The 20,472-nt window shown below is 33.5% G+C and carries 23 protein-coding genes; all 23 read right to left on the bottom strand.

The features are described 5' to 3' along the window. Nucleotides 1-197: 197 nt before the first annotated feature. The 23 genes from DXD06_RS16340 to DXD06_RS16225 all read right to left on the bottom strand — a co-directional run bounded on the left by DXD06_RS16340 (nt 198) and on the right by DXD06_RS16225 (nt 20,300). A complete protein-coding gene (locus tag DXD06_RS16340) occupies nt 198-1,271 on the bottom strand; it encodes a hypothetical protein (RefSeq protein ID WP_117833137.1) in 1,074 nt (357 codons plus the stop codon). A 98-nt stretch (nt 1,272-1,369) separates the two neighbouring features. Continuing rightward, a complete protein-coding gene (locus tag DXD06_RS16335) occupies nt 1,370-1,915 on the bottom strand; it encodes an accessory gene regulator ArgB-like protein (protein WP_243001164.1) in 546 nt (181 codons plus the stop codon). A 42-nt stretch (nt 1,916-1,957) separates the two neighbouring features. Continuing rightward, entirely contained in the window at nt 1,958-2,104 is a 147-nt protein-coding gene (locus DXD06_RS16330; RefSeq protein WP_006859576.1) for a cyclic lactone autoinducer peptide, read from the bottom strand. Nucleotides 2,105-2,520: 416 nt separating this feature from the next. Next, entirely contained in the window at nt 2,521-3,579 is a 1,059-nt protein-coding gene (locus DXD06_RS16320) for a hypothetical protein (protein WP_117833135.1), read from the bottom strand. Between the two features lie 260 nt (nt 3,580-3,839). Further along, nucleotides 3,840-4,307 carry a hypothetical protein gene (locus tag DXD06_RS16315; RefSeq protein ID WP_044927809.1) on the bottom strand — a complete coding sequence of 156 codons (468 nt, stop codon included), beginning with the start codon at nt 4,305-4,307 and terminating at the stop codon, nt 3,840-3,842. A gap of 48 nt (nt 4,308-4,355) precedes the next feature. Next, entirely contained in the window at nt 4,356-5,012 is a 657-nt protein-coding gene (locus tag DXD06_RS16310) for a DUF3879 family protein (protein ID WP_117833134.1), read from the bottom strand. Nucleotides 5,013-5,168: 156 nt separating this feature from the next. Continuing rightward, on the bottom strand, nt 5,169-6,461 hold the full coding sequence (locus DXD06_RS16305) for an ATP-binding protein (RefSeq protein WP_055264418.1): 1,293 nt from the start codon (nt 6,459-6,461) through the stop codon (nt 5,169-5,171). Nucleotides 6,462-6,469: 8 nt separating this feature from the next. After that, nucleotides 6,470-7,204, bottom strand: coding sequence for a LytR/AlgR family response regulator transcription factor (locus DXD06_RS16300; RefSeq protein WP_117833133.1), 735 nt, complete (start codon nt 7,202-7,204; stop codon nt 6,470-6,472). Between the two features lie 280 nt (nt 7,205-7,484). After that, nucleotides 7,485-8,927 (bottom strand): hypothetical protein, encoded by a 1,443-nt coding sequence (locus tag DXD06_RS16295; protein ID WP_015517468.1) that lies wholly within the window; start codon nt 8,925-8,927, stop codon nt 7,485-7,487. A 72-nt stretch (nt 8,928-8,999) separates the two neighbouring features. After that, complete coding sequence (locus DXD06_RS16290) at nt 9,000-10,184, bottom strand: DUF6947 domain-containing protein (protein WP_041254362.1); 1,185 nt, start codon at nt 10,182-10,184, stop codon at nt 9,000-9,002. Between the two features lie 191 nt (nt 10,185-10,375). Then, nucleotides 10,376-11,566 carry a DUF4885 family protein gene (locus tag DXD06_RS16285; RefSeq protein ID WP_117833132.1) on the bottom strand — a complete coding sequence of 397 codons (1,191 nt, stop codon included), beginning with the start codon at nt 11,564-11,566 and terminating at the stop codon, nt 10,376-10,378. A 16-nt stretch (nt 11,567-11,582) separates the two neighbouring features. Beyond that, the gene (locus DXD06_RS16280) at nt 11,583-12,476 is read right to left on the bottom strand and encodes a hypothetical protein (protein ID WP_117833131.1); all 894 of its coding nucleotides are present in this window, start codon (nt 12,474-12,476) and stop codon (nt 11,583-11,585) included. A 194-nt stretch (nt 12,477-12,670) separates the two neighbouring features. After that, nucleotides 12,671-13,255 carry an accessory gene regulator B family protein gene (locus tag DXD06_RS16275; RefSeq protein ID WP_117833130.1) on the bottom strand — a complete coding sequence of 195 codons (585 nt, stop codon included), beginning with the start codon at nt 13,253-13,255 and terminating at the stop codon, nt 12,671-12,673. A 14-nt stretch (nt 13,256-13,269) separates the two neighbouring features. Further along, the gene (locus tag DXD06_RS16270) at nt 13,270-13,434 is read right to left on the bottom strand and encodes a cyclic lactone autoinducer peptide (RefSeq protein WP_006859755.1); all 165 of its coding nucleotides are present in this window, start codon (nt 13,432-13,434) and stop codon (nt 13,270-13,272) included. 103 nt (nt 13,435-13,537) lie between these two features. Continuing rightward, entirely contained in the window at nt 13,538-14,824 is a 1,287-nt protein-coding gene (locus DXD06_RS16265; protein ID WP_117833129.1) for a sensor histidine kinase, read from the bottom strand. A 2-nt stretch (nt 14,825-14,826) separates the two neighbouring features. Further along, complete coding sequence (locus tag DXD06_RS16260; protein WP_015567858.1) at nt 14,827-15,534, bottom strand: LytR/AlgR family response regulator transcription factor; 708 nt, start codon at nt 15,532-15,534, stop codon at nt 14,827-14,829. A gap of 44 nt (nt 15,535-15,578) precedes the next feature. Next, nucleotides 15,579-15,911 (bottom strand): helix-turn-helix domain-containing protein, encoded by a 333-nt coding sequence (locus tag DXD06_RS16255; RefSeq protein ID WP_014081275.1) that lies wholly within the window; start codon nt 15,909-15,911, stop codon nt 15,579-15,581. 763 nt (nt 15,912-16,674) lie between these two features. Next, nucleotides 16,675-17,001, bottom strand: a complete 327-nt coding sequence (locus tag DXD06_RS16245) for an MmcQ/YjbR family DNA-binding protein (RefSeq protein WP_117833128.1) — start codon at nt 16,999-17,001, stop codon at nt 16,675-16,677. A gap of 117 nt (nt 17,002-17,118) precedes the next feature. Beyond that, nucleotides 17,119-17,685, bottom strand: coding sequence for a hypothetical protein (locus tag DXD06_RS16240; protein ID WP_117833127.1), 567 nt, complete (start codon nt 17,683-17,685; stop codon nt 17,119-17,121). A 20-nt stretch (nt 17,686-17,705) separates the two neighbouring features. Next, complete coding sequence (locus tag DXD06_RS16235; protein WP_158569559.1) at nt 17,706-18,614, bottom strand: AAA family ATPase; 909 nt, start codon at nt 18,612-18,614, stop codon at nt 17,706-17,708. Further along, nucleotides 18,601-18,927: a hypothetical protein gene (locus DXD06_RS16230; RefSeq protein WP_117833125.1), complete on the bottom strand. Its 327-nt coding sequence runs from the start codon at nt 18,925-18,927 to the stop codon at nt 18,601-18,603. Before DXD06_RS16230 ends, DXD06_RS16235 begins: the two co-directional genes overlap by 14 nt. A 214-nt stretch (nt 18,928-19,141) precedes the next feature. Beyond that, nucleotides 19,142-19,405 carry a hypothetical protein gene (locus DXD06_RS17630; protein ID WP_243001162.1) on the bottom strand — a complete coding sequence of 88 codons (264 nt, stop codon included), beginning with the start codon at nt 19,403-19,405 and terminating at the stop codon, nt 19,142-19,144. 31 nt (nt 19,406-19,436) lie between these two features. Beyond that, nucleotides 19,437-20,300, bottom strand: coding sequence for an MCP four helix bundle domain-containing protein (locus tag DXD06_RS16225; RefSeq protein WP_243001160.1), 864 nt, complete (start codon nt 20,298-20,300; stop codon nt 19,437-19,439). Nucleotides 20,301-20,472 lie beyond the last annotated feature (172 nt).

Here is a 20,472-nt window from a genome sequence, read left to right as displayed (position 1 = left end):
TCTGTATCTTCTCCCTTTACATCTCCATTGCAAAAATCAACAAATTCATTTTTGCTGCCATCTTTTGTAGATAATTTACCTGTCTTTGTGTTATAAATGAAATTATAGGAACTTCCAACTTTCGTTATACTCATAAAATTGTTCTCCTTTCTGCATAGGAGTCAGTAATATGCTCTGACTCCTACATGAAATACTTTTTAAAAATCTAATTCATTACCCGGATATGGCTCCATAATACACTTAAACTTTCCATTAATTCTTCCCGACCAATGCACTCCACTATGCGTATTTTGTGAACATTTTGCTCCAAATGTCCATAATTGACCTATTGAAGCATTGGTTATGCCCTTAATTGCATTGTCACCTGGTGTATTGTAATATGTTCTTCCTCCTGCACTCATATATTTACTCAGGTGTGAACATGTTCCTTTTGAGAAGGAATCAGATAAATTAATATTTATTATTGCCGTTGTAGATGGAAACGCATTTCTCAAATCACATGTATAAGTTTGATACGCAGTTCCAAAAAGATTTACCCCTCCATATGTTGGCATATCTACAATATCAAAAGTTTGTATAGCAGGACCAACATAGAAGAAATAATACATGGAATCTACCCAATCATTTCCACTACAAATCCTTATGTAAAATTTACCGGTATCTTTTGCAGTAAAATAAAAGTATTTTTCAGCAGCTCCTTTATAAACACTATTATATTCAGGATTTGTTGAATAAAAATATGAGGAATCTAAATCTTCACCCAAATAATATAATTCTATATACCAATCTCTGCGTCCAACATTTCGTAAATCTACAAAATATGTTTCACCCGCAGTTAATGAAGTGTAAAACCAATCTTCATCTGTTTCTGAATGAAGCCCTGCCGCTTTCATTCCTAAACGATATAAATCATTATTGCTGGTTACTTGAGTCGTTAATGTTTCAACCTTGCTATATGGAAATGCTGTAGTAGGTGAATCATTTTCTTCATAATCATCTGGAGTTGTTCCATATGTTTGGATTTCATCATCAGACAAGACATCATATTGTTCTTCAGATAAACTCATCGGAGATATTTCTTCTAATCCAACTGACTCCAAAGAGCCAGCCGCCACCTCTGGGCTATTCTCAATTACAGCATCCTCAGTAGTTGTTATTTCTGCTGCCATTACAGGTGTGCAAACAGCTATTGCCATGTAACTAATGTAAACCCTATCTGTCTCTAATATAACACAACCAAGTATTATGCCCCTCCTGTAAAGCGATTTCAAAACCTCTCCGCTATACAAGTATGTTTGTTCCAACACAACGATAATTTTTTATTGGAAACAATTTTTTGTTACCTTTTTCCACTTTTTAGCAATAGTTCCTACCATATTTTTTCTAATTTACATTTTGTCTGAATTTTTCCACATAAATTCAGTAGTGCAGCAACTATCATACCGTTTAATAACCACTGACATACTTCAATATGAATTTTGTATGATATAATAATTGCCATATCTGCCAATACTAAAATTATTAACGCCTGTTTTCTAAATTTTTTCTGTTCCTCTTGATCTAATGTTCGATTTTTATTTTCTATTGGAGCAAATGCAAATATAATTGCATTTGCCCCAAATGTAGTTGCAGTACATAACCATAGTGGAAAAATGATTTTATCCAATAAACATACCGCAACAACTATGGAACATGAAAATAAATAGCATCCACTCCTTGTTCTCGCATGAAAGCCACCCGATTTTCTACGCAATGGTATTAACACCATTGCAGTTACAATCATGGGTATTATCATTCGCATAGCAAAACCAATTACTATGTATGACAAGTAATGTACCACCTCTAACAATAAACATTCTAAGCCAAAGCGATATACATCTTCCTCACTTTCATCCAGAAGTCCTTTTGTCCTCATGCAAGATAGAACATTTTTCAGCAATTTGTCCATAGGAAAATACTATTTTCTTTCTTTCAGTTCTTTTACTTTCTGTGGCATTTTAGGCTGATAGCCAATAAACAGGCACGCTGAATTTGCCTCTTTCTCTGCGTTTGCATATGCTGCTTTTGCAAGTAATTTCAATGCTACATCATTAAGTTTTTTCATGCTTGAAAACCTCCTTATTTTTTCTTTTTCTATCGACAAGCATCTTATAAAATTTTACCTTTTTTGCACCAAGTACGATTTTTTTGCACGAAGTAAGACTTTTCACTTATTAAAAAGCCAAAATGCTGATGAATATAATATCATCTGTTCTGTTGCTTCATATATTTTTATTGATAAACATATTGATATTACGAGCGATCGCATTCATATTGTCAAAAAAAATAGCACCTAAACCACAAATGGATTAGATGCATATAATTTTTTCTATTATTTTATTTGCTTATCTACAATTTTAATTTTCTGTTACTGCTTTAAATCCGAAAATTGCTTACCTACCTAAATAAGTCTATCATTACCTCTTACATGATTTTCCTCGATATCTTTCAGACTTTTCTGCATACTTTCAAAGTATTATCCTATCGGGGCACCATTTTAAGATTTCTGATTGTCAACAGACCTTTTTCTCCATCAATATATGTACTATTGAAAAATACAACAAAACAAACCTGCGATATTTTTTTCCACGCAGTTGAATCTCTTGTTGTAGAAGGAATCCATATTCGGAAATGTTCTTCCTCGCAGCTAACCTGTAATGTTCTATCAATTACCTTATTTCGTATATCATCTTTTATTTCCAATTGAAAAGCTCTTATATCGCCACTACTTGCCGCATCAAATTCAAAAAAATATCCTGCTTCAAAAAAAGCTGACCAATTATCACATGGAGCATATTCAAATAATGCCATTGCAAATTCCTTATTTTCTATTTTATTTACATTGATTATGTCAATATCCATTTCAAAACTATCTTTATGTGTTCTTATTTTCATAATATTTGAATCAGTATAAGAACTAACCTGTTTTATATCATAAAACTTAGTATAATCGTAAATTAAATCAACTTCTTTTCTCTGTGATATAGAATCGTCAAATCTTGTATGCTCATTCACACGATTTACTTCATTTGCAAGTTCCGTTGTAAGATAGCGTGTAAGGTGCATACTGACATAATCATTAAATTCCTCATCAGAAGCATAAACAACATATATTCCTCTATCCTTGTATTTCTCCTTAAATGCCTGTATCTTTGTCTCCGCTTCCATATCAATTTCACTTTTTCGTACTGGCTTATCAGAAAAATATACAAATACCTGTTTTCCCTTCTGTATCATCAATTCAATTTCTTCTATTGTCCCTGATTCATAATGTTGTGTAGGACTTCCTATTCTATTACCAAATATAGCAATAATTGCATCCGATTTATCTAAAATCTGTTTATTGATAATGCTTTGTGGATAATTTCCCGCTTCTGGCATAACATTCTTTGACCAATACAGCGTTTTTACAAAAATATCCATAGAAATACCTATAGAATCATTTATGTTATCCACAACTCTATTTATAATCTCTACCTCTGTTTTTACATCAGAAGGACACGAAATCATCAGTCTGCATACCGGCATCTTCTTAAACATAACTTTCCTCCTTTGCTTTTTATTTAGTATAACAAACCAATGTAATTATTTCCATAATTATCTATCAAGTGACATTTTTCTTAATAATAAACACTTGTCATTGAAATGAATCCTATTTGCCGCTTTTTTTGAATCCATACAATATAATACTTTATAAAAACATACAAAAAAAGTCCTCTTGTACCGAACTTACTGTTCCTTTCAAGAGGACTTTATTTATGGCATATACTTCATTTCTTATTTAACAGCACCATTGATTCTTAATTATAATACACAGTCAGTCCTACTGTAACCGTTGATACAGGATATATGTTTCCATGAGTTGTTGTTCCTGAATTAACAATATATATCTGCCATGTACCTGACGGATTTTCTCCATTAAAATCGTCTAAATACCATATTTTACTAGATGTCGGACCTGTATAAGAATGCCAACTTCCATTTGGACTCTTTATCCAAAGGGTATATGGATCAGTTCCACTCGAAACATTGATTGCCAATTTAACCTGTGTGATTGAAGCATCTGATCCAATTATACTACCAGATGACAAACTGCTGGTTGTTGATTTTCCTCCATTAATAGCATTCAGCTTAGTAGTTGTCTTACTATAAAAACTTGAAGCTGCAAATACTGGTGTTACAAAAAGCAAACAAACCATCATACTTACAACAACTGCCATAAACGTTTTTCTTGAAACCGTCTTTTTAGCTTTTTCTGATATTCTCATATTAGCAACCTCCTTCAAAAATGAAATATATTCCACATAAAAAACATACTATATTTTTATATCTACTGATTTCTTGCCACTCTCAACAGACTCTCTGGTAATGCCATCCAATGCACCAGCCGGTATTGGTTTCCCAGCTTTCCATGTAGGATCAGCGGCTTTTGCTGCTTCTGCAAATGCCTGTCTGTATTGATGTTCATATTGTTCCATTGTCCAGCCTGCTGATAAGCGGTCATCTTTATCCATTTTTCTATATAAATTGTTATATACGCTCTCTCTTTTGGTAGTATCACCATTTAAAGTACCGTTTTCATTTAAGAATTCTTTCTTTGCCAGTTCAAACATTTCTTCCCGGCTGCTCTCTGGAATAGAAATGATATGTTTATAACTGTTTCTGTTCTCATCCGTTACAGCAAGTCCTGTTAATCCGGTATTCGGATCAATCCAGTCTCCATTTTTGTCATACTGGCTCATCAGGTTCTTAATTGCCTGAACATTTGTAAACATTGCACCGTTTCCATTCTTCATCATCTCACTCAGTGCTGCTTTATACTTTTTACTGTTTGTGTCAATCCCTGCTGCTTTTAATTGTTTTTGTACAGAACTGCTGTTCATTTTGGACAACTGAATATTGTTGACCAAATTTGTTTTTGATGTTCCAAATGTTGTTTGAAATAAAAAACCGTAGTCCGTAATTCTTGACATAAGCGAAACCTCCCATCATTAAATTTTTTATATGTATCATCCACTTTATTTTTTTCTATCGACACACCCCTTCTGATATTTTACCTTTTCTGCACCAAGTACGATTTTTTTGCACGAAGTAAGACTCTTTACAAAAAAATAGCCAAAAATGCTCTTTTATGAATTAAGGAATAACTCAGCAGCAAATTTATTTCCATCATTCTTCAATGTTAAATCTCCATCATATTTTTTTATACTGCTCTGAACATTCAGCAATCCTATTCCACCATTTTTTCCTTTATTTGATACTGGAAAACCATTTCTCCACTTTACTTCATTACAATTATTTTCAATGCTGACAACTATCATCTTATGATATGAACCAATCTTAATGCAAATATATTTCTCGCCTTTCAGCTTTTCTGTTGCTTCAATCGCATTATCTAATAAATTTCCAAAAATAGTTGTAATGTCGATTGGTTCAATGAAATTCAAATTCACATTATCTACCTTTATTGTTACTGAAATCCCCTTTTCTCTCATAACAGATTCTTTATCTGTAAGAAGTATATTCAAGATCGGATTTTCTGTGTATTGAACCGGAATAAGCGGCTTCAACAACTCTCTGATCTTTGTTGCATATTCTCCTGCCGTTTTTTCCTGCTCTGCACCATATAACCCTTCGATTGCTTTAATATGCTTATTTACATCATGTAATATCTGAATGGTTTGATCATACTTTTTTGCCTGGGTCAAATAGTATTCGTATTGTACCTTTGCCTGCTGCTCTAATGCGATCAACTGCTTTTCGTAATAGTTCTTTTCATCTGCCATTTTTACAAAATATAAAAGGTATAAATCTGCCAGAACAATACATCCCATGTTGACTGCACACAAATAATTTTCTTCTCCATTTTTAAAATTCTCTACAATTACACTCATGTTAATCAGACTGTATAGAAGTATAATTCCATACATGATGTACCGTGTCTTTGAATAAGGGACATCACTTTTTTTCACAAACCTGTTTATGAATGTGTAATACAAAAAAATAAGTATCACCTTTGAAAATGTTACCTCAAGGCAATAAAGCATCGTTTCATTCACATTTTTTATATCTGCGGCTTGCAAAATGCATTGTAAAAGAATCACTCCCAATGATTCACAGACAGACATACAAAATACTAATGCTTCACATTCAATAATACGTCTTAAGGGTTTATCTATATCCTCATAATACAGAACATATACTATAATCCCCGTCAAAACGCCCCAGACTACTAGATTTAATATGGAATGATTGAGCATATTTATACAGAATGTAAATATTACTGTGGTAGTCTCAATCACAATATATACATATCTATTTCGACTACTCTTTTTATACTTTCCATTCATAAACTGAAATAATATCGTACTTATTATAAAACATGAAAGTGCATTACATAATACCAGTAAAATCGTATTCATTTTTCCTCCTATGAATTTCTCTGCAAAAATTTATTTACTTCTTCTCTAAAATCGTTGCTTCTCCTTTGTGCAATCTGAAGTTCTTTTCCATTATCCATATAAATAATAAAGCCCTTTATTTTTTCAATATGCCTTAAATTAACCAGATCTCCTCTACAATTCACAACAAAATCATATGGTTGCAGTTCTTCAACCAGTTTTTCAAAGATACAATCATACTCATATGTAATATCAGACAATGCTATCAGTACTTTTCTGGATCTTTTTATGTATTCAAAATATAAAATATCCCTCAGTTTCAGTTTGATCGACAGATACTCTTTTCCATTGCTGTCAGTCACTTTATAAAAATTCTTTTCTACTATGGCATCCGGCAGTTGATTCAGAAGTTCCAATATCTGCAATTCCAGTTTATCATATTCCAATGGTTTACATAGAAATGAAAATGCATGAACTTCGTTAATGACCTGCATACAATATTCTTCATAACTCGTAATATACACTAATTTCACATCTGGAAATTTTTCTTTCAATTTTCTCCCCAGTTTAATACCATTCAGTTCTTCCATCGAAATATCTAAAATTCCGATATCAATACGACTGATATTTTCAAGCATTTGATTTGCAGACATAAATTTCTCTATATGATAAGCAATCTTTTGACTTGTAAAAATCTTATGCAGCATATTCACTGCACACTCAAGATCTGCTATATCGTCATCACAAACAGCAATTTCCAGCATATTACTCACCTTCTTCCTATCTTCCTACTATATCGGTAATTTTTATTTTTCCATTAAATAAATATAAAGTACTCTGCATATTATCTAAATAGGCTCTAAATAAATATCATATATATAGAAAATGTGCCATCATCTTGACGGCACATTTCCTATATTTTCCCCCCAAATTATATTGCTACAGTATAGAATACCATTGTCTGTCCATACTATCAGCTTCATACTGATATGTAATCAACTGATTCATGTCTTTTAAACCCGCCATTTCTATTAGGTTCTATCATTATATTATAGTTTTCATATTTTTATAGTATCCTGCATTATCCATAACACTATTATTGCCAGATGTACCCACAGTACTTACCTCAGAGTCCGAAATATTATACCCTGCCTTAAATGCAAGAATATCCTCCAATCCATATTGATTTTTATAATCCGTCAGCATATAGATATTATCTCGTATTTCCTCATATTTCGCATTGGCTTCCTGGGAGTTCATTATTTTACACATTTTCTCTGGAAGTCCGGTAATCTTCCCATTGTCATCTACGTTTATATCGTCAAATGAATACTGTCCATTTGTTGCTTTCTGAATGAACTGTTCCACTTCATAGTAAGCATTTACTAATCTATATTGTGTGTTAGAAATATCTGCTGTCTGAATATATTTTTCCCACATATCATCAGCAAAATTTTCCGATATCATATTTTTTATCTGTTCTTTGTTTTCTTCTGTAATGTCCCCGTTAATCGTAATAGTTCCAGATACATCTATTTCAATTTTCCATGATGTATCTGGCAGTTCAATTCCTTTTTCATTTGCTATTCTTTCTATTTCTGCATAAAAATCGTTTTTTATATAATTCGACTTCTCTGCTCTCTCATAATCAGATAAATTGGCAAATATTTTCACATATGCCATTTCCGACACACTTAACTGCTCCCCCTTTTTCATCTTATTTAATAATTCTTCTACACTATCCGTTCCCGAATATTTTTCATCTTCCGGCAACGCTTCAAATTGCATCTGATGTAATTTGTCAATTTCGCTTTGATATGTTTTTTCATATTTCTGCTTTATTGCATTTTTTTCTTCTGAATTATCTGCATTTGCTATTTCTTGTGAGTGCTGCACATTACTACTTGAAGTATCCCTGTTTTTCGTTTCCGTAATTTTTATTCTATAGGAACCTTCCCCGGAATCCGATGTCATATTGGAATTTTCTACTCTGATCACATAATCTGATGTAACGCAGTCCCAATTAGGTACCGTAAGCTGTTTATTACCATGTCCATCATCTGTCGCTATTCCAATCTGATTGCCATATAAATCGTACAATACTAAATTATATGCCTGACTATTCTTGCTTTCCAATGAAATCGTTATCTCTGAAGATATACCCATTTTAGAGTAAAAACTTTTTTGCGGATAAGAAAAAGAATAGTAATCTACATCATATTTTGAATCGATTGTTCCCTCTAAATAACTTTCATTATTATGCAACAATGTTCCTATATCATATGTACTGTAATAGCGATCTACCTGATCATCGTATTTCGTATGCTGATGATAACTATCATTCTTATTTGTTTTGGCATTTTCTATTAACACCGTTTGCTCATTTAATTCTTTCATCGGCGATTTAAAACTTTTTGCTGCATTTCCTGTCTCATATATTTTACTATCTACTATTCCGCCACCTATATAATGTACATAGTGTCCCATCTTATCGTCACCTCTTGGAATCCACGGATGGTATAAAAATACCATCCGTAATTTATTTATCTTTCTAAATATTTAGCCCACTATTATTCCGAAAGGAACTAAATAATCCAATGTCATCTGTGTCATTGTAGTGCAACTAGCATTTACATAAGAAATACCACTTACCCAATGTACTGTAACAGATGTTGCATAGTTTCCATCAATTGATCCTGATGGTGGATTATTGTCAACCAAGTCACTCCACCAACCACCTGTTTGTGCTAGTTTTTTTGAATAACTAGCAGTTGCTGGCGTATAATAATAGTCAATGCTTGATGCGTATGTATTATTAGCAAATGCTTTTGATTTATCCGAAAATTTCACACCTGTCAATGCATACTCATCTTCACTTCCACTAGGACAATTAATGGTCAATGTTTGCGTACTTGCTGATTGGCTAGATGAGCTTCGATTCCACTTTATTGTTGTATAATGTGTAAGATCCGAAAAGGTTGTTGTTTGTGCTATTGGCAATGGTTGTCCAGCATAATATCCATAATGATAACCGGTAGTTGCTGTTGCATCTTTTACCTTAAAAACAATATAATAATTTCCATCAATAAGACCTAAACTAATTACCTTATTCGACGTTCCTGCAATCGTTTTAGTTGTTGAATAATATCTGTCAAAATAACTGGTAACTCCCGCCTCATCCGATGAACGATATATTAAATTTATATCATTGTCAAAAATAAATACATTAACATTAGATTCTAACATAAATGTAATATTATTACAGTCCTCATCCGAAACAACACATTGATAATAATGTCCCTGATTTTCATCATATGCAGAATCATTCAGATACCCCTCTCTTAATGCCGAATTATAGTTGCTCTGACCTTTTGGATTCAGTAAGAAACCAGACATTACAAACCCTTCTGATGTTTTTGCATATGTACTAAAAATTTCTGTATTCGATGTCCATTTCTGATCAGAGAAATTATATTCCATCGTGCTTGCACTCCACATATATTTATTTGACACCCTTCTTGTATCTGCATATGCACTTGCTCCATCATTTGTTGCATCCGTAAAGTCACAAGTCACTTCTTCGGTTGCAATTTTCGATTGTAATAATGTTAAATCCGTGTCGTTATCTTCTGTATTGAAATGTACTTTATTGCCATTATCAATACTTGCCGCATTCGCTACTGAGACATTTCCTAACAGCAAACATGCTGCCAATAATATTGTTGCTATTTTTCTCTTTTTCATGAATAATTCCTTTCTGTTCATAGTTCTTTATTTTATAGTTTTTTGATTTATATAGATTCATTATTAAAACGCTTTCCCTCACTCTATTGTTTATTTTTTAATTTAAAAATTTCGAATCATATATTTTATCTAAAAAACTATATTACTATACTTGACACACTTCCCTATATTTTTTCAAAAATATTATATTTCTAAAGTACAGAATACCATTGCCTGTTTGTACTATCAGCTTCATATTGATATGTGATCAACTGATTCATGTCCTTTAAACCACTCTTTCCATATAAAATGCTTAAAGTCATATCCGGCACATTGTTCCATCCTTTAGTTGACATAGTTGAAACCAGGTCATGTATCCAATTCTTCATTTGCTGCTTGAACTCTTTCGGAACTTTTCCAGAATCTTCAACAGCCTTATCCACTAAGTCTAATATATTCTCTCCTGACTCCGTATAATATGTCCCGTTTTTTTCCTCAAGTTTATCTAATTCATATCCTGTATAACTATAAACTTGATGATATGCTTCGTATTTCATTTTTGATTCCTTTGTTATCTGAGAACTCTCACAGCCATCTTGTGTTGAACAATAATATATATGCTTATAGAGGTTTTTTCCGTTATCTCCTACATTTAAGGCATCCTGCATCAACACCTTTGTTTCTTCATCCACGCCATCTACCGTTATTTCATAACTGTATGGATCGACAGTAAAAGTACAATCTTTCGTAATAGAAGATGTATCTACACCAGCCTGCTTTAAAATATTTGAAATTTGCGAATTTATCAATGCTCTTTCAAATTGGATTTTATCCGAATCTACACTGTCACCGTCCACTTCAATTCCCCTGAACAAAGAATCCTGATAATTTACACCATTTATCTTTCCTGTCCGGCACATCTGCATCTCATAATTATATGCAATCCTACGTTCTGTATCAGTCAGATTAGTCTCGTAATACTCTGAACTCTTATCAAAATACTTGGAATGAATATAATTTTCAGGATTGGAATGCGTTTTTGCTTCTGCGACAAGTTTAGAATACTTTTCCGTTAATGCCTCCCTAAATGCTTTACCTGTACTCATATATTCACTTGTTTTCGCATTAATCTGTGTTCCTGCATTCTCAATGATCTCCTGATTCGTTTTTTTGGCTGAAGCTATATAGGACTTTAAGTCAATGCTGCTATCAATACTTGTATTATGTGTTCTTCCACTTGTACTTTTTGTAAGTTTTTCCTTTCCTGATGCGCTTATCGTCAAAGTATCTCTTGTGCCTATACAACCATTGCTTCGACTGATTGTCGCTTTTTGTTGTTGACCAAACAGGACATTAAGCAATGACTGATTAGCATAAATTCGGCTGTTAAAAAAAATATTCATAGTATCACCCACATTTCTAATATGACTTATATCCTGTATTTGCTATATCGTACTCCCATTCCAGTGTTATTTTAACATTTTTCATTGTTGATTTTGCTGTTGCTAAAGCATTATATTTAAATTGCCATCTTTGTGCTGCCTGAAATCCATCCGAAACATCTATATTGTAATGTCCACTCGATGCACTTGCTACCGTAGATGTATACCAAGTACTTGATTCTGTTGCAGGAAGTACCATATGATGAACATTTCCCTGACTCGGTGATTGAGTACCTGATGTATTTACTGATGTAACAATGGCTTCTGGTGGAATTGTAGTATTATTTGCCAAATTCAATGTAAGAACAGAAGAATCTACACCTGATAAACTTATTGATGAATTTCCAGGATTAGATGCTGTTCCACTAAAAGAAAACACTCCTCGTCCAGTTTTAATTCTCTCATTCATCGAAAGTGAAAAATACATTGTACCCTCACAAGTTCCACGATTAACATGAATATAATATGTCTGTGATGAAGAAGTGAGATTATCACAAGCCACCGCCATAAATGGAATAACCGTGTCCATATCCAAAACATCGTCAGGGCTGTACTTTTCATCTAAAATTCTATTACTTGAGTTTCTCATTTCAAGATACATACCTTCATTTTCCGCATTGTAAGAACATCTTGCATACACACGCTTTTCTTTCGGAAGTGTAAATTTAACCCAAAAATCTTCCTCTGTTTCGGGCAATACCACAGTTATCGTATTTGTTGTACTATATGTACCCCATGAATACGCATTAGCCCTTGTCGTATAGCCACCATTTACCGTTACAATTGATGCTTCCACTTTTGCTGTCGGGAAAAGACCAATGATACAAACAATCGCCAAAACCATTGATAAAATTTTTTTGATACCTTTCATGATAAATTCCTCCTTGATAATTTTTTTACTACTTCACCATAACCATATCATTTTTCCTACTTTTTTCAATATTTCTTGCACGAAGTACGATTTTTTCAACACGAAATACGACAAAGAGTAAATTTCTACCCATCTTAGCCCAATCTTATGTAAAAGCAGTCAGAAATTTAATATATCATTTTAAGAGGATTTTGCTATTTCACATATCGTTTCACTGCAATCTTTCCCATAACCATAAATACTGCTACCAGGACTATACTTACATACCCGGCATAAAAATAATCTTGCAGATCCAGACAAAACAAAATGATAAGAACACATACCTGTAATGCCGTTATGCAATGTGTTACCCTTGCATAATACCTTCTTTCTTCCTCATCAAGCGGTTTATTGATACTTTCCACTGGGGCAAGGACAATAATAATTACCACTGCAAGAACTCCGATCAATAAAATCACGGCATTAGGAACATTTTTCATTACAGGCTCATATGTATAAACCGGAATAAATAAAATTGCCATTGATATCAAAAAACAGCCGATTCTACTCTTACAGTGGCTGCCCCCACTATAGCTTCTCAACGAGGCATAAAATAACAGGAAGACCAGAACAAGTCCCGGTCTCCCCGTCACAATGCCAAATATTCCAGAAGCCAAAAGGTTTCCTGCAACAACAATACCATTTTCTATCCCATATTGGTACAGTTCTGCATCCTCTTTTTGCACAATCCCCTTTTGTATCAATATTTCATTTATCTTCTTTGCAAATTTAGCAATCATACCCTGTTACCACCTTAAAATTTTCTAAGTTTTTTCGCATTATCCGGTAACTTGTCCTGTCCGAAAATAAACCAGCAGCAACGGTTCATATTTGTTGCAGTTACCGTAAGGGCAAGTGCTGCCACGCTGCTTAATGCTCCATGACTGAGTCGGTTCATCAATCTTCTTAATTTTGACATATATGTATGTCCTCCTTTTCATTTGATGAATGCACTATATCATACTTTACAGGAAAATCCGTCAAAGTGTAACAGATTGACATTTAAGTGTAACGCTTTGCATTTATTCCTTCACTTCAATTCCATAGAGCATTGCAGAAACCTCAAATATATCCCCTTTATCTGTAAAACTGACCGTTCCATTGTATTTTTCTACCACTTTACGAACACTCTGAACACCATGCCCATGTCTGATATTATCTTTCTTGGTTGTTTTCAGGCTTTTATTTTTCTTTCCTGTTTTGCTGTTTGTTATTATAAGAAGCAAAATCCCGGACTGGTACTTATTTTCAATCTTTACAAAACGCTGTCCCTCCGGCACCTTGCTACAGGCTTCTACCGCATTATCCACAAGATTTCCATACAATACACCTATATCCCCGTGATCAAGCTGCATCTGCTTTGGAATACGAATAGATGTTTCTACTTTTATTCCCCTTGCCTTTGCCCTGCCAAATTTAATGCGGAGCACAGAATCTACGATTGGATTATCAGAATACTGCTTTTCATCTATCTGCTCAAATTCCATGCACATCGCACCGATTTTCTCTGAAAGTTCCTGCCCATCACTATTTTCCACCAGATGATACAGTTCATGCAATTTATGTTTCATATCGTGCTTTAACTTCTGCACTTCCTTATTCTGTTTTTCTGCTTCTTCATAATAGATGTCTTTATAGTGCATTTCTTCCCTGTACATTGCATCCTCATACTGTTTTTGCACAAGATAATTAAAACGTTCCATCATATACAGCATAAAATAATCTGTCAGGACAATGGAAATTACAATACTGGCACACATAAGCAGGCTTTTTTCACCGCCAGCTTCCAATGACAAAAGAATAACAAAGCAACAATTCAACACCGTAAAGGTAAATACCATAACCAGCACACCCAAAATTTCTCTTGGAAAGTCGGCAATCTGCATCCCTTTCTTTGAAATCAATTTTGACAGAATATACATCACATTTCCACGAACAAAGCTGCATATTACCATTACAAAATAATATTTATAACTTTCGCCCACATGAAAATTCATCGCATGGAGTAACAGCAAGGCTACAGGTTCAAACAGCATTCCAATACCCATGAATGTCACAATATTTATAATTCTCGTCCACATTCCTGATATATAATAAAATGATAACGGTATAAGCACAATCAAAAGAGTCGCAAGATTCAGATACGGATTTTTTATGCTGCTGACAAATGTCCATATAACTGCAGCAATGGTAAATCCAGCCCATATCCATACCTTTGATACTGGTTTCATTTTCTTATTGGAATGAAAATAATACATAAACACTGCCAGATCAAACAGGCTGATGGCAAAGCGTATCACATATTCCATCCTTAAACCATCCTCCTTACAAACTCCATATGTTTTTCTTTTAAATTCTGCTTATGGGAACGGGCAATCAGAAGTCTTTCTTCATTGTCCATCACTACTTCATCTCCCTCAATCGCCCTGATATGCCCAAGATTGATGATATATGATACATGAATATGGGCAAAAACCTTATCATCAAGCTGTTTCCATATTTCTTCAGTTGTCATATTTGCCTTGAAATTTTCTGAGATCGTATGTATCACTGCCTGACGACCTTTCTTCTCAAAATACACAATATCATCGCAGCTAATACGAAACTGATTTTTTCGGAACTGAAAGACAAAGTCACGCTTTATCATATGAAGATACTGCATGGCTTTTAAAAGGACGGACTCCAGCTTTTCCACTGTAATCGGTTTAGAAATATAGTCAAAAGTAATAACCTCAAAAACATCCATAACATACTGCGTATATCCAGTCAGGAATACAAACAATGCTTTGGCATCTATTTTCCGGATTTCTTTTGCAAGCTGCAAACCATTCATCTCCGGCATTTCAATGTCAAATATATACAGATGATACATTTCCCCATCATCTATAACATGCTTCAGCAACTCCTTCGCTGTAAAATACACTTCATAAGAAAACTGGTACTGCGCTAACTTATCAAAAGCACTTTCCAGCATTTCTACATCTGTTCTGCTGTCATCACAGACCGCAATATTAAGCATAACACTTCCTCCTTTTCGGGCTTGGAAGTAGGAAGCACTTCAATTTATCTAATCAACTTAGATAAATAAGCCAGCACACGGTCAAAAAAATCATTTCTCTGCTCCTTTGTGCTGTTCGCAACATAGTAATCCAGATTAAAATCTTTCATACTGCTCTCACCTGTTATCAGATATGTAGGATCAATTCCATATTTATGATAGAGTGTCAGCACTTTATCTACAGATATTCCCGTTATACCCGCCTCAAGCTTTCGATAATGTTCTACTGTAACATCCAATACATCCGCAATTTCTGACTTTTCGAGGTTCATATTCAGTCTTGCCTCTCTTAGTCTCTTTCCTATCTGTATATTGGCATCTTTTCTTCCTGTGTCCAAGATTTTGCACCTCTTTTCCATGTTAATCATATCAATGGGACTTTGATTCTCATAGTCCAGAAAACAACCCAACGTACATCATTTTATGCTCGTAAGCAGGTTAATTTGTGCTTTTATTAAAAAAACGAATGGCACATCTGATACCATTCGTCTTTATCTGCTTTATATTCTGTTGTAAATCCTATTAGCGGACGTTTTTTGGCTATTTATCATATCCATCACTGCATTTCTTTTACTCTGACATCCACAGTGTTTTTAAAATTTTCAATCTGATGTGAATACTGTTCATTCATAAGCGTGGAATGAATCATAAAATCCGCTGTTGCAATATTATTAGCAATCGGTATAGCAAAAATATATAAGAAACTGCAACGGACAGAGAATATTTACACACTTTCTGCCCGTTGCAATTTTTGTCTATTTATTTTTTTATTTTGGCAAGTAATATCCCCCTTCGTGTTTTATAATGACAGCGTAAACAGAAAGGAGATGAACTTCCATGAGAAACAAATTCCACAACTTTATTGAAAACTTACTTAGCTTTTATGCAAACTTTTTCACACACAGATTTTACCCTATGTAATATGCAGTTGTCGCACAAACAGATCTTGCAGAACATTATGGTAATAGCCATAGGAAAACGAAAGAAGATAGACTTCCATGAAAAATAAACTTCACAACTTTATTGAAAATATACTTAGCTTTTATGCAACTTTCTTCACAAGTGGATATTATCGTTTTTAAATATTATTTCATACTTTCCTCAATCTGCCCCGTCCGTCAAATCATAGCTCATATCAAGAAAATCTAATATCTTCGCCTCCTGGACTGTCCCATCCAGAAGAATTGTCATCCAATTGCTTTTATCCATGTAATATCCCGGCAGAAAGCCTTTCATGTGTGTCATAACACTTATCATATCCGGCTTACATTTTGCAATCATAATATCAACCCTATCTTGTGTATCCAATCCGATTTTAAAGCCTTCCAAATTCATAAATACTGCGTACCATTTTCCATTGTCATTACGAAGTATTGCACTATCTGGTAAATCATTCCACAGATATTCTGGAATTGTTCCATATGACATTATTTCTAATTACATTTTTTTCATCCTACTTGGTTTGCGTTTCTATGTTAATATACTACATCTACAAGTGCCTATTAAAACATTCTTTATCTTAAATAATAATTTATTGTCTTGTAATTACTTTGACTGTATATTAATTTTTAACTCTGGCAACATTTCGCTTACATATGTCATCTGTCTTGCAAAATTTTCTGCTTTTTCATTATTAAATTCTATTTTTTTGTCCGATTTAACTAATCCCAAAAATTCATCTGCTTCTTTATCCTTTATTGCATCATTTCTAATTTCTGGACGGTATCTATAATACACTTTAATATCATTAACGCCTAGCTTTTCTCTCATTTCAGTCACATACTTAATTATATCACTAGCCCAATTCGCAAACTGATCAACCAAAGGAATTTTATCATCTATCATAATTTCACTTCCAGATTCTGTAGATGCATACATCTCATAAGTTTGCCAATCAATTTCAAAGGAAACTTTTCCAACTGCTTTTTCGTTATCATCTAAATAATATGCATAAACTGAACTCAAAATTTGCTTTTCTTTTATCCCTTTTTGTAATGTCTCTTCTATTGTCTTAGGAAAACCAAAAGATTCAGACAAATTTTTTATTATGTCATATAAAACATAAAGTCTTACTCTTGTTTTAATATTTAAATTTGTATTTATATTACTCATGTACCAACCTTCTTCGTATATTATTCAAAATTATCTTCTTTAATTAAATTCCTTGAGGCTGCCATATTACTTAAATGTTCATATGAAATATTATTATCAACCTTTATAAATTCTCTCACCAACTCATTTATCTCGTCCAATCGAATATTTCCTTGTCTTTGTTCAAATTCTTTTACCATTAAATCACAATTAGAAAAAAACATATCTTGTATTACATCCTTAAAAAAAGCTATATATTTATTAGGATAATTACTAACCAATCTTCTTATATCTTCGTATTTAATTTCAGGATAAAACTTTTTGAACATAAAATAAACAATATTAACTTTTTCATCTAAATTTGGTGTCCAGGTAAAAAAATCCATCCTACCATTCCTTATCAAGGCTGGATACATATTTTTAAAATTATTTCCCAAAATAATTATCGGTATCCTAACATTAAACAAATAAGGAGAATCTGCTAAATTCATCAAATATCCAATCAGGACTTGAGAATTTGTTGTTTTCGATACATTTTCTCCTAAATCTGATGCAATGCTAAGATGAAAATCATCAATAACTATTACCGACAATTTCTTTGTTTTTGCAAGTTTTACACACGCTGCTTCATATTTCCTCTTAATCTTTTCTTTAGAATCCCCTTCATTTGAACCACACAAATCAGAACCTGAAAGATATTCCATTTCAATATTAAAACTTTCACATAATGTTTTAAGCATGAAAGTTTTACCCTCACCTCTATGTCCTTGAATAGCCAAAAATAATGCTGGTTGCATTCCATTTATGTTACTACTATAGTTCAAAATAAGATGTCTAAGAATTCTTTTTCTATATTCTTGTGGAATATAAATACCATTAAATAAATCTGTATTTTCAACATCTGCTTTTTGTGCAAAAGATCTACTTGACCACATGTTACTTATACTCAAATTCATCTCCCCCCTTCTTCTTTTCTTCAATCGTTTTCAAAAAGGTAATATAATACTCATCCGAATTAAAATCTAATTTCTCATATTCTTCATGTTTATCTATTATTGGATTCGATTCAAATTCCAAATTATAATTAGTATCTTTCTTTGCTTCTTCATCCTTCTTTCTATTACCATTTACATCAATTTTTATATTTATGTTCTTATCCTTTTTTTTAAGCCCTAAAATGGTAAAGAAAATAATTGCTACACCACCACTGCCAAAAATTAAAGAATAAAGAGGATTACTTATAATGTGGCTAAAGATTTCCATATCTACATTCCCCCTTTTTCTTAATATGATATCACATTTGTGGGTTGTTTTCCACTTCACTTTATATAATGCTTAGATGCCATAGAACATCTCACTATTAATGCACCCTTTTTCCAAAAACTCAAAAAACTAAAAGATAGATATATTGGTAACAAAATAAAAAGGCGGAGCTTCAATAATCATAAAGCTACAGCCTCTATTTTTATATCTATTCTTATTGTCTCAGTTTGAATACTGAAACCATACTGCTAAGTGTTGTAGCCTGTGCCGTAAGTTCTTCGCTTGTTGCTGATGTTTCCTCTGCTGCTGCCGAATTATTCTGAACTACCTCGGCAATTCTTTCTGCTGTCTGCTCTACCTGATCCATGCTATCTGCCTGTTCAATGGAGATTTCTTTCATCTTCCTTGCACTTCCGGCAATCGTCTGTATGCCATCCACAACTTCTTTTAATGAAGCAGAAGCTTTCTCGGCATACATATTTCCATCCCCAACTTCGTGAATAGCAGCTTCAATAAGTGCTTTTGAATCTACAGCCGATTTTGCACTCTGTTCTGCCAGAATCTTTAATGATAACCCTGATTCTGTCGGACATTGCTGACACACCCTGCACAAGTTCCTTTATCTCATCCTCAGACTCAACGGAAGGAAGCGGAGAATCAATATCTCCCTCTGCAAATGTAATAAATCTGTCTTTCAATTCATTTAATGGATTATCAATACTCTTTGATATTGCTATGGAAAGATTGTTTGAATATATCGTAGCGGCAACAATTACAGCGATTATAATCGTCAGTGCAACTATCATAACAAATCTCAACTGTGCACGTTCTGCATTTCCGAGAGAAATGTTCAGATCCATGAGTTTCTGCAACGCATCATCTAATGCCTGATATTTGGGCGCAGCTTCATCCGTCATCATCTGCTGAGCTTTCAACGACTGCTCTGTATCTGTTGTTGCCCCGACTTCAATTACTTTGGCATCTACTTCCTTGTACGCAGCCCATGCTTTGTCAATCGCATCCATACAGGCAATTCCCTGTTTTGTTATCATCGTTGGACGAATTTTTTCCAAATATGCCTCAAATGAATCAATCGCCTGATCATGCTGTTCTTTCATACTCTCAATGAGAGCGTCCGAATCATATCCTACAATACCTCTTGAGGCAGCTCTTACTTCAGCTGATTCATTCATTGCCATAGCAATATCTCCCTGTGGATATGCATAGTTGTCCAATATTGTCCCATAATTGTTTATTGTATAAAGCATAACCAATACAACGAGTGCCGATAATACTCCAAATACAATAATAATTTGTCTGAACGATTTTTTCAGGCGTGCACCAATTTTCATTTTGTTAAGTTTCTTAAACATTTGTTTTCTCCTTCCTGACGATAAATGCCCATCCATACACACGCTGGCAATTACCAGCGTACATTCCGTTTCATTTTAAATATGAAAAAGCACATTTTAACTACACTGTTACGCATAACCAAAATGTGCTTCATACATCAATCAAATCATACCAAAAGTAAGCAGACTTAAC

The organism is Roseburia sp. TF10-5, from assembly GCF_003462365.1.
Lineage (GTDB): Bacteria > Bacillota > Clostridia > Lachnospirales > Lachnospiraceae > Roseburia > Roseburia faecis.
The sequence above is the reverse complement of the archived record's forward strand: the minus strand, read 5'-3'. Positions and strand labels throughout refer to the sequence as shown.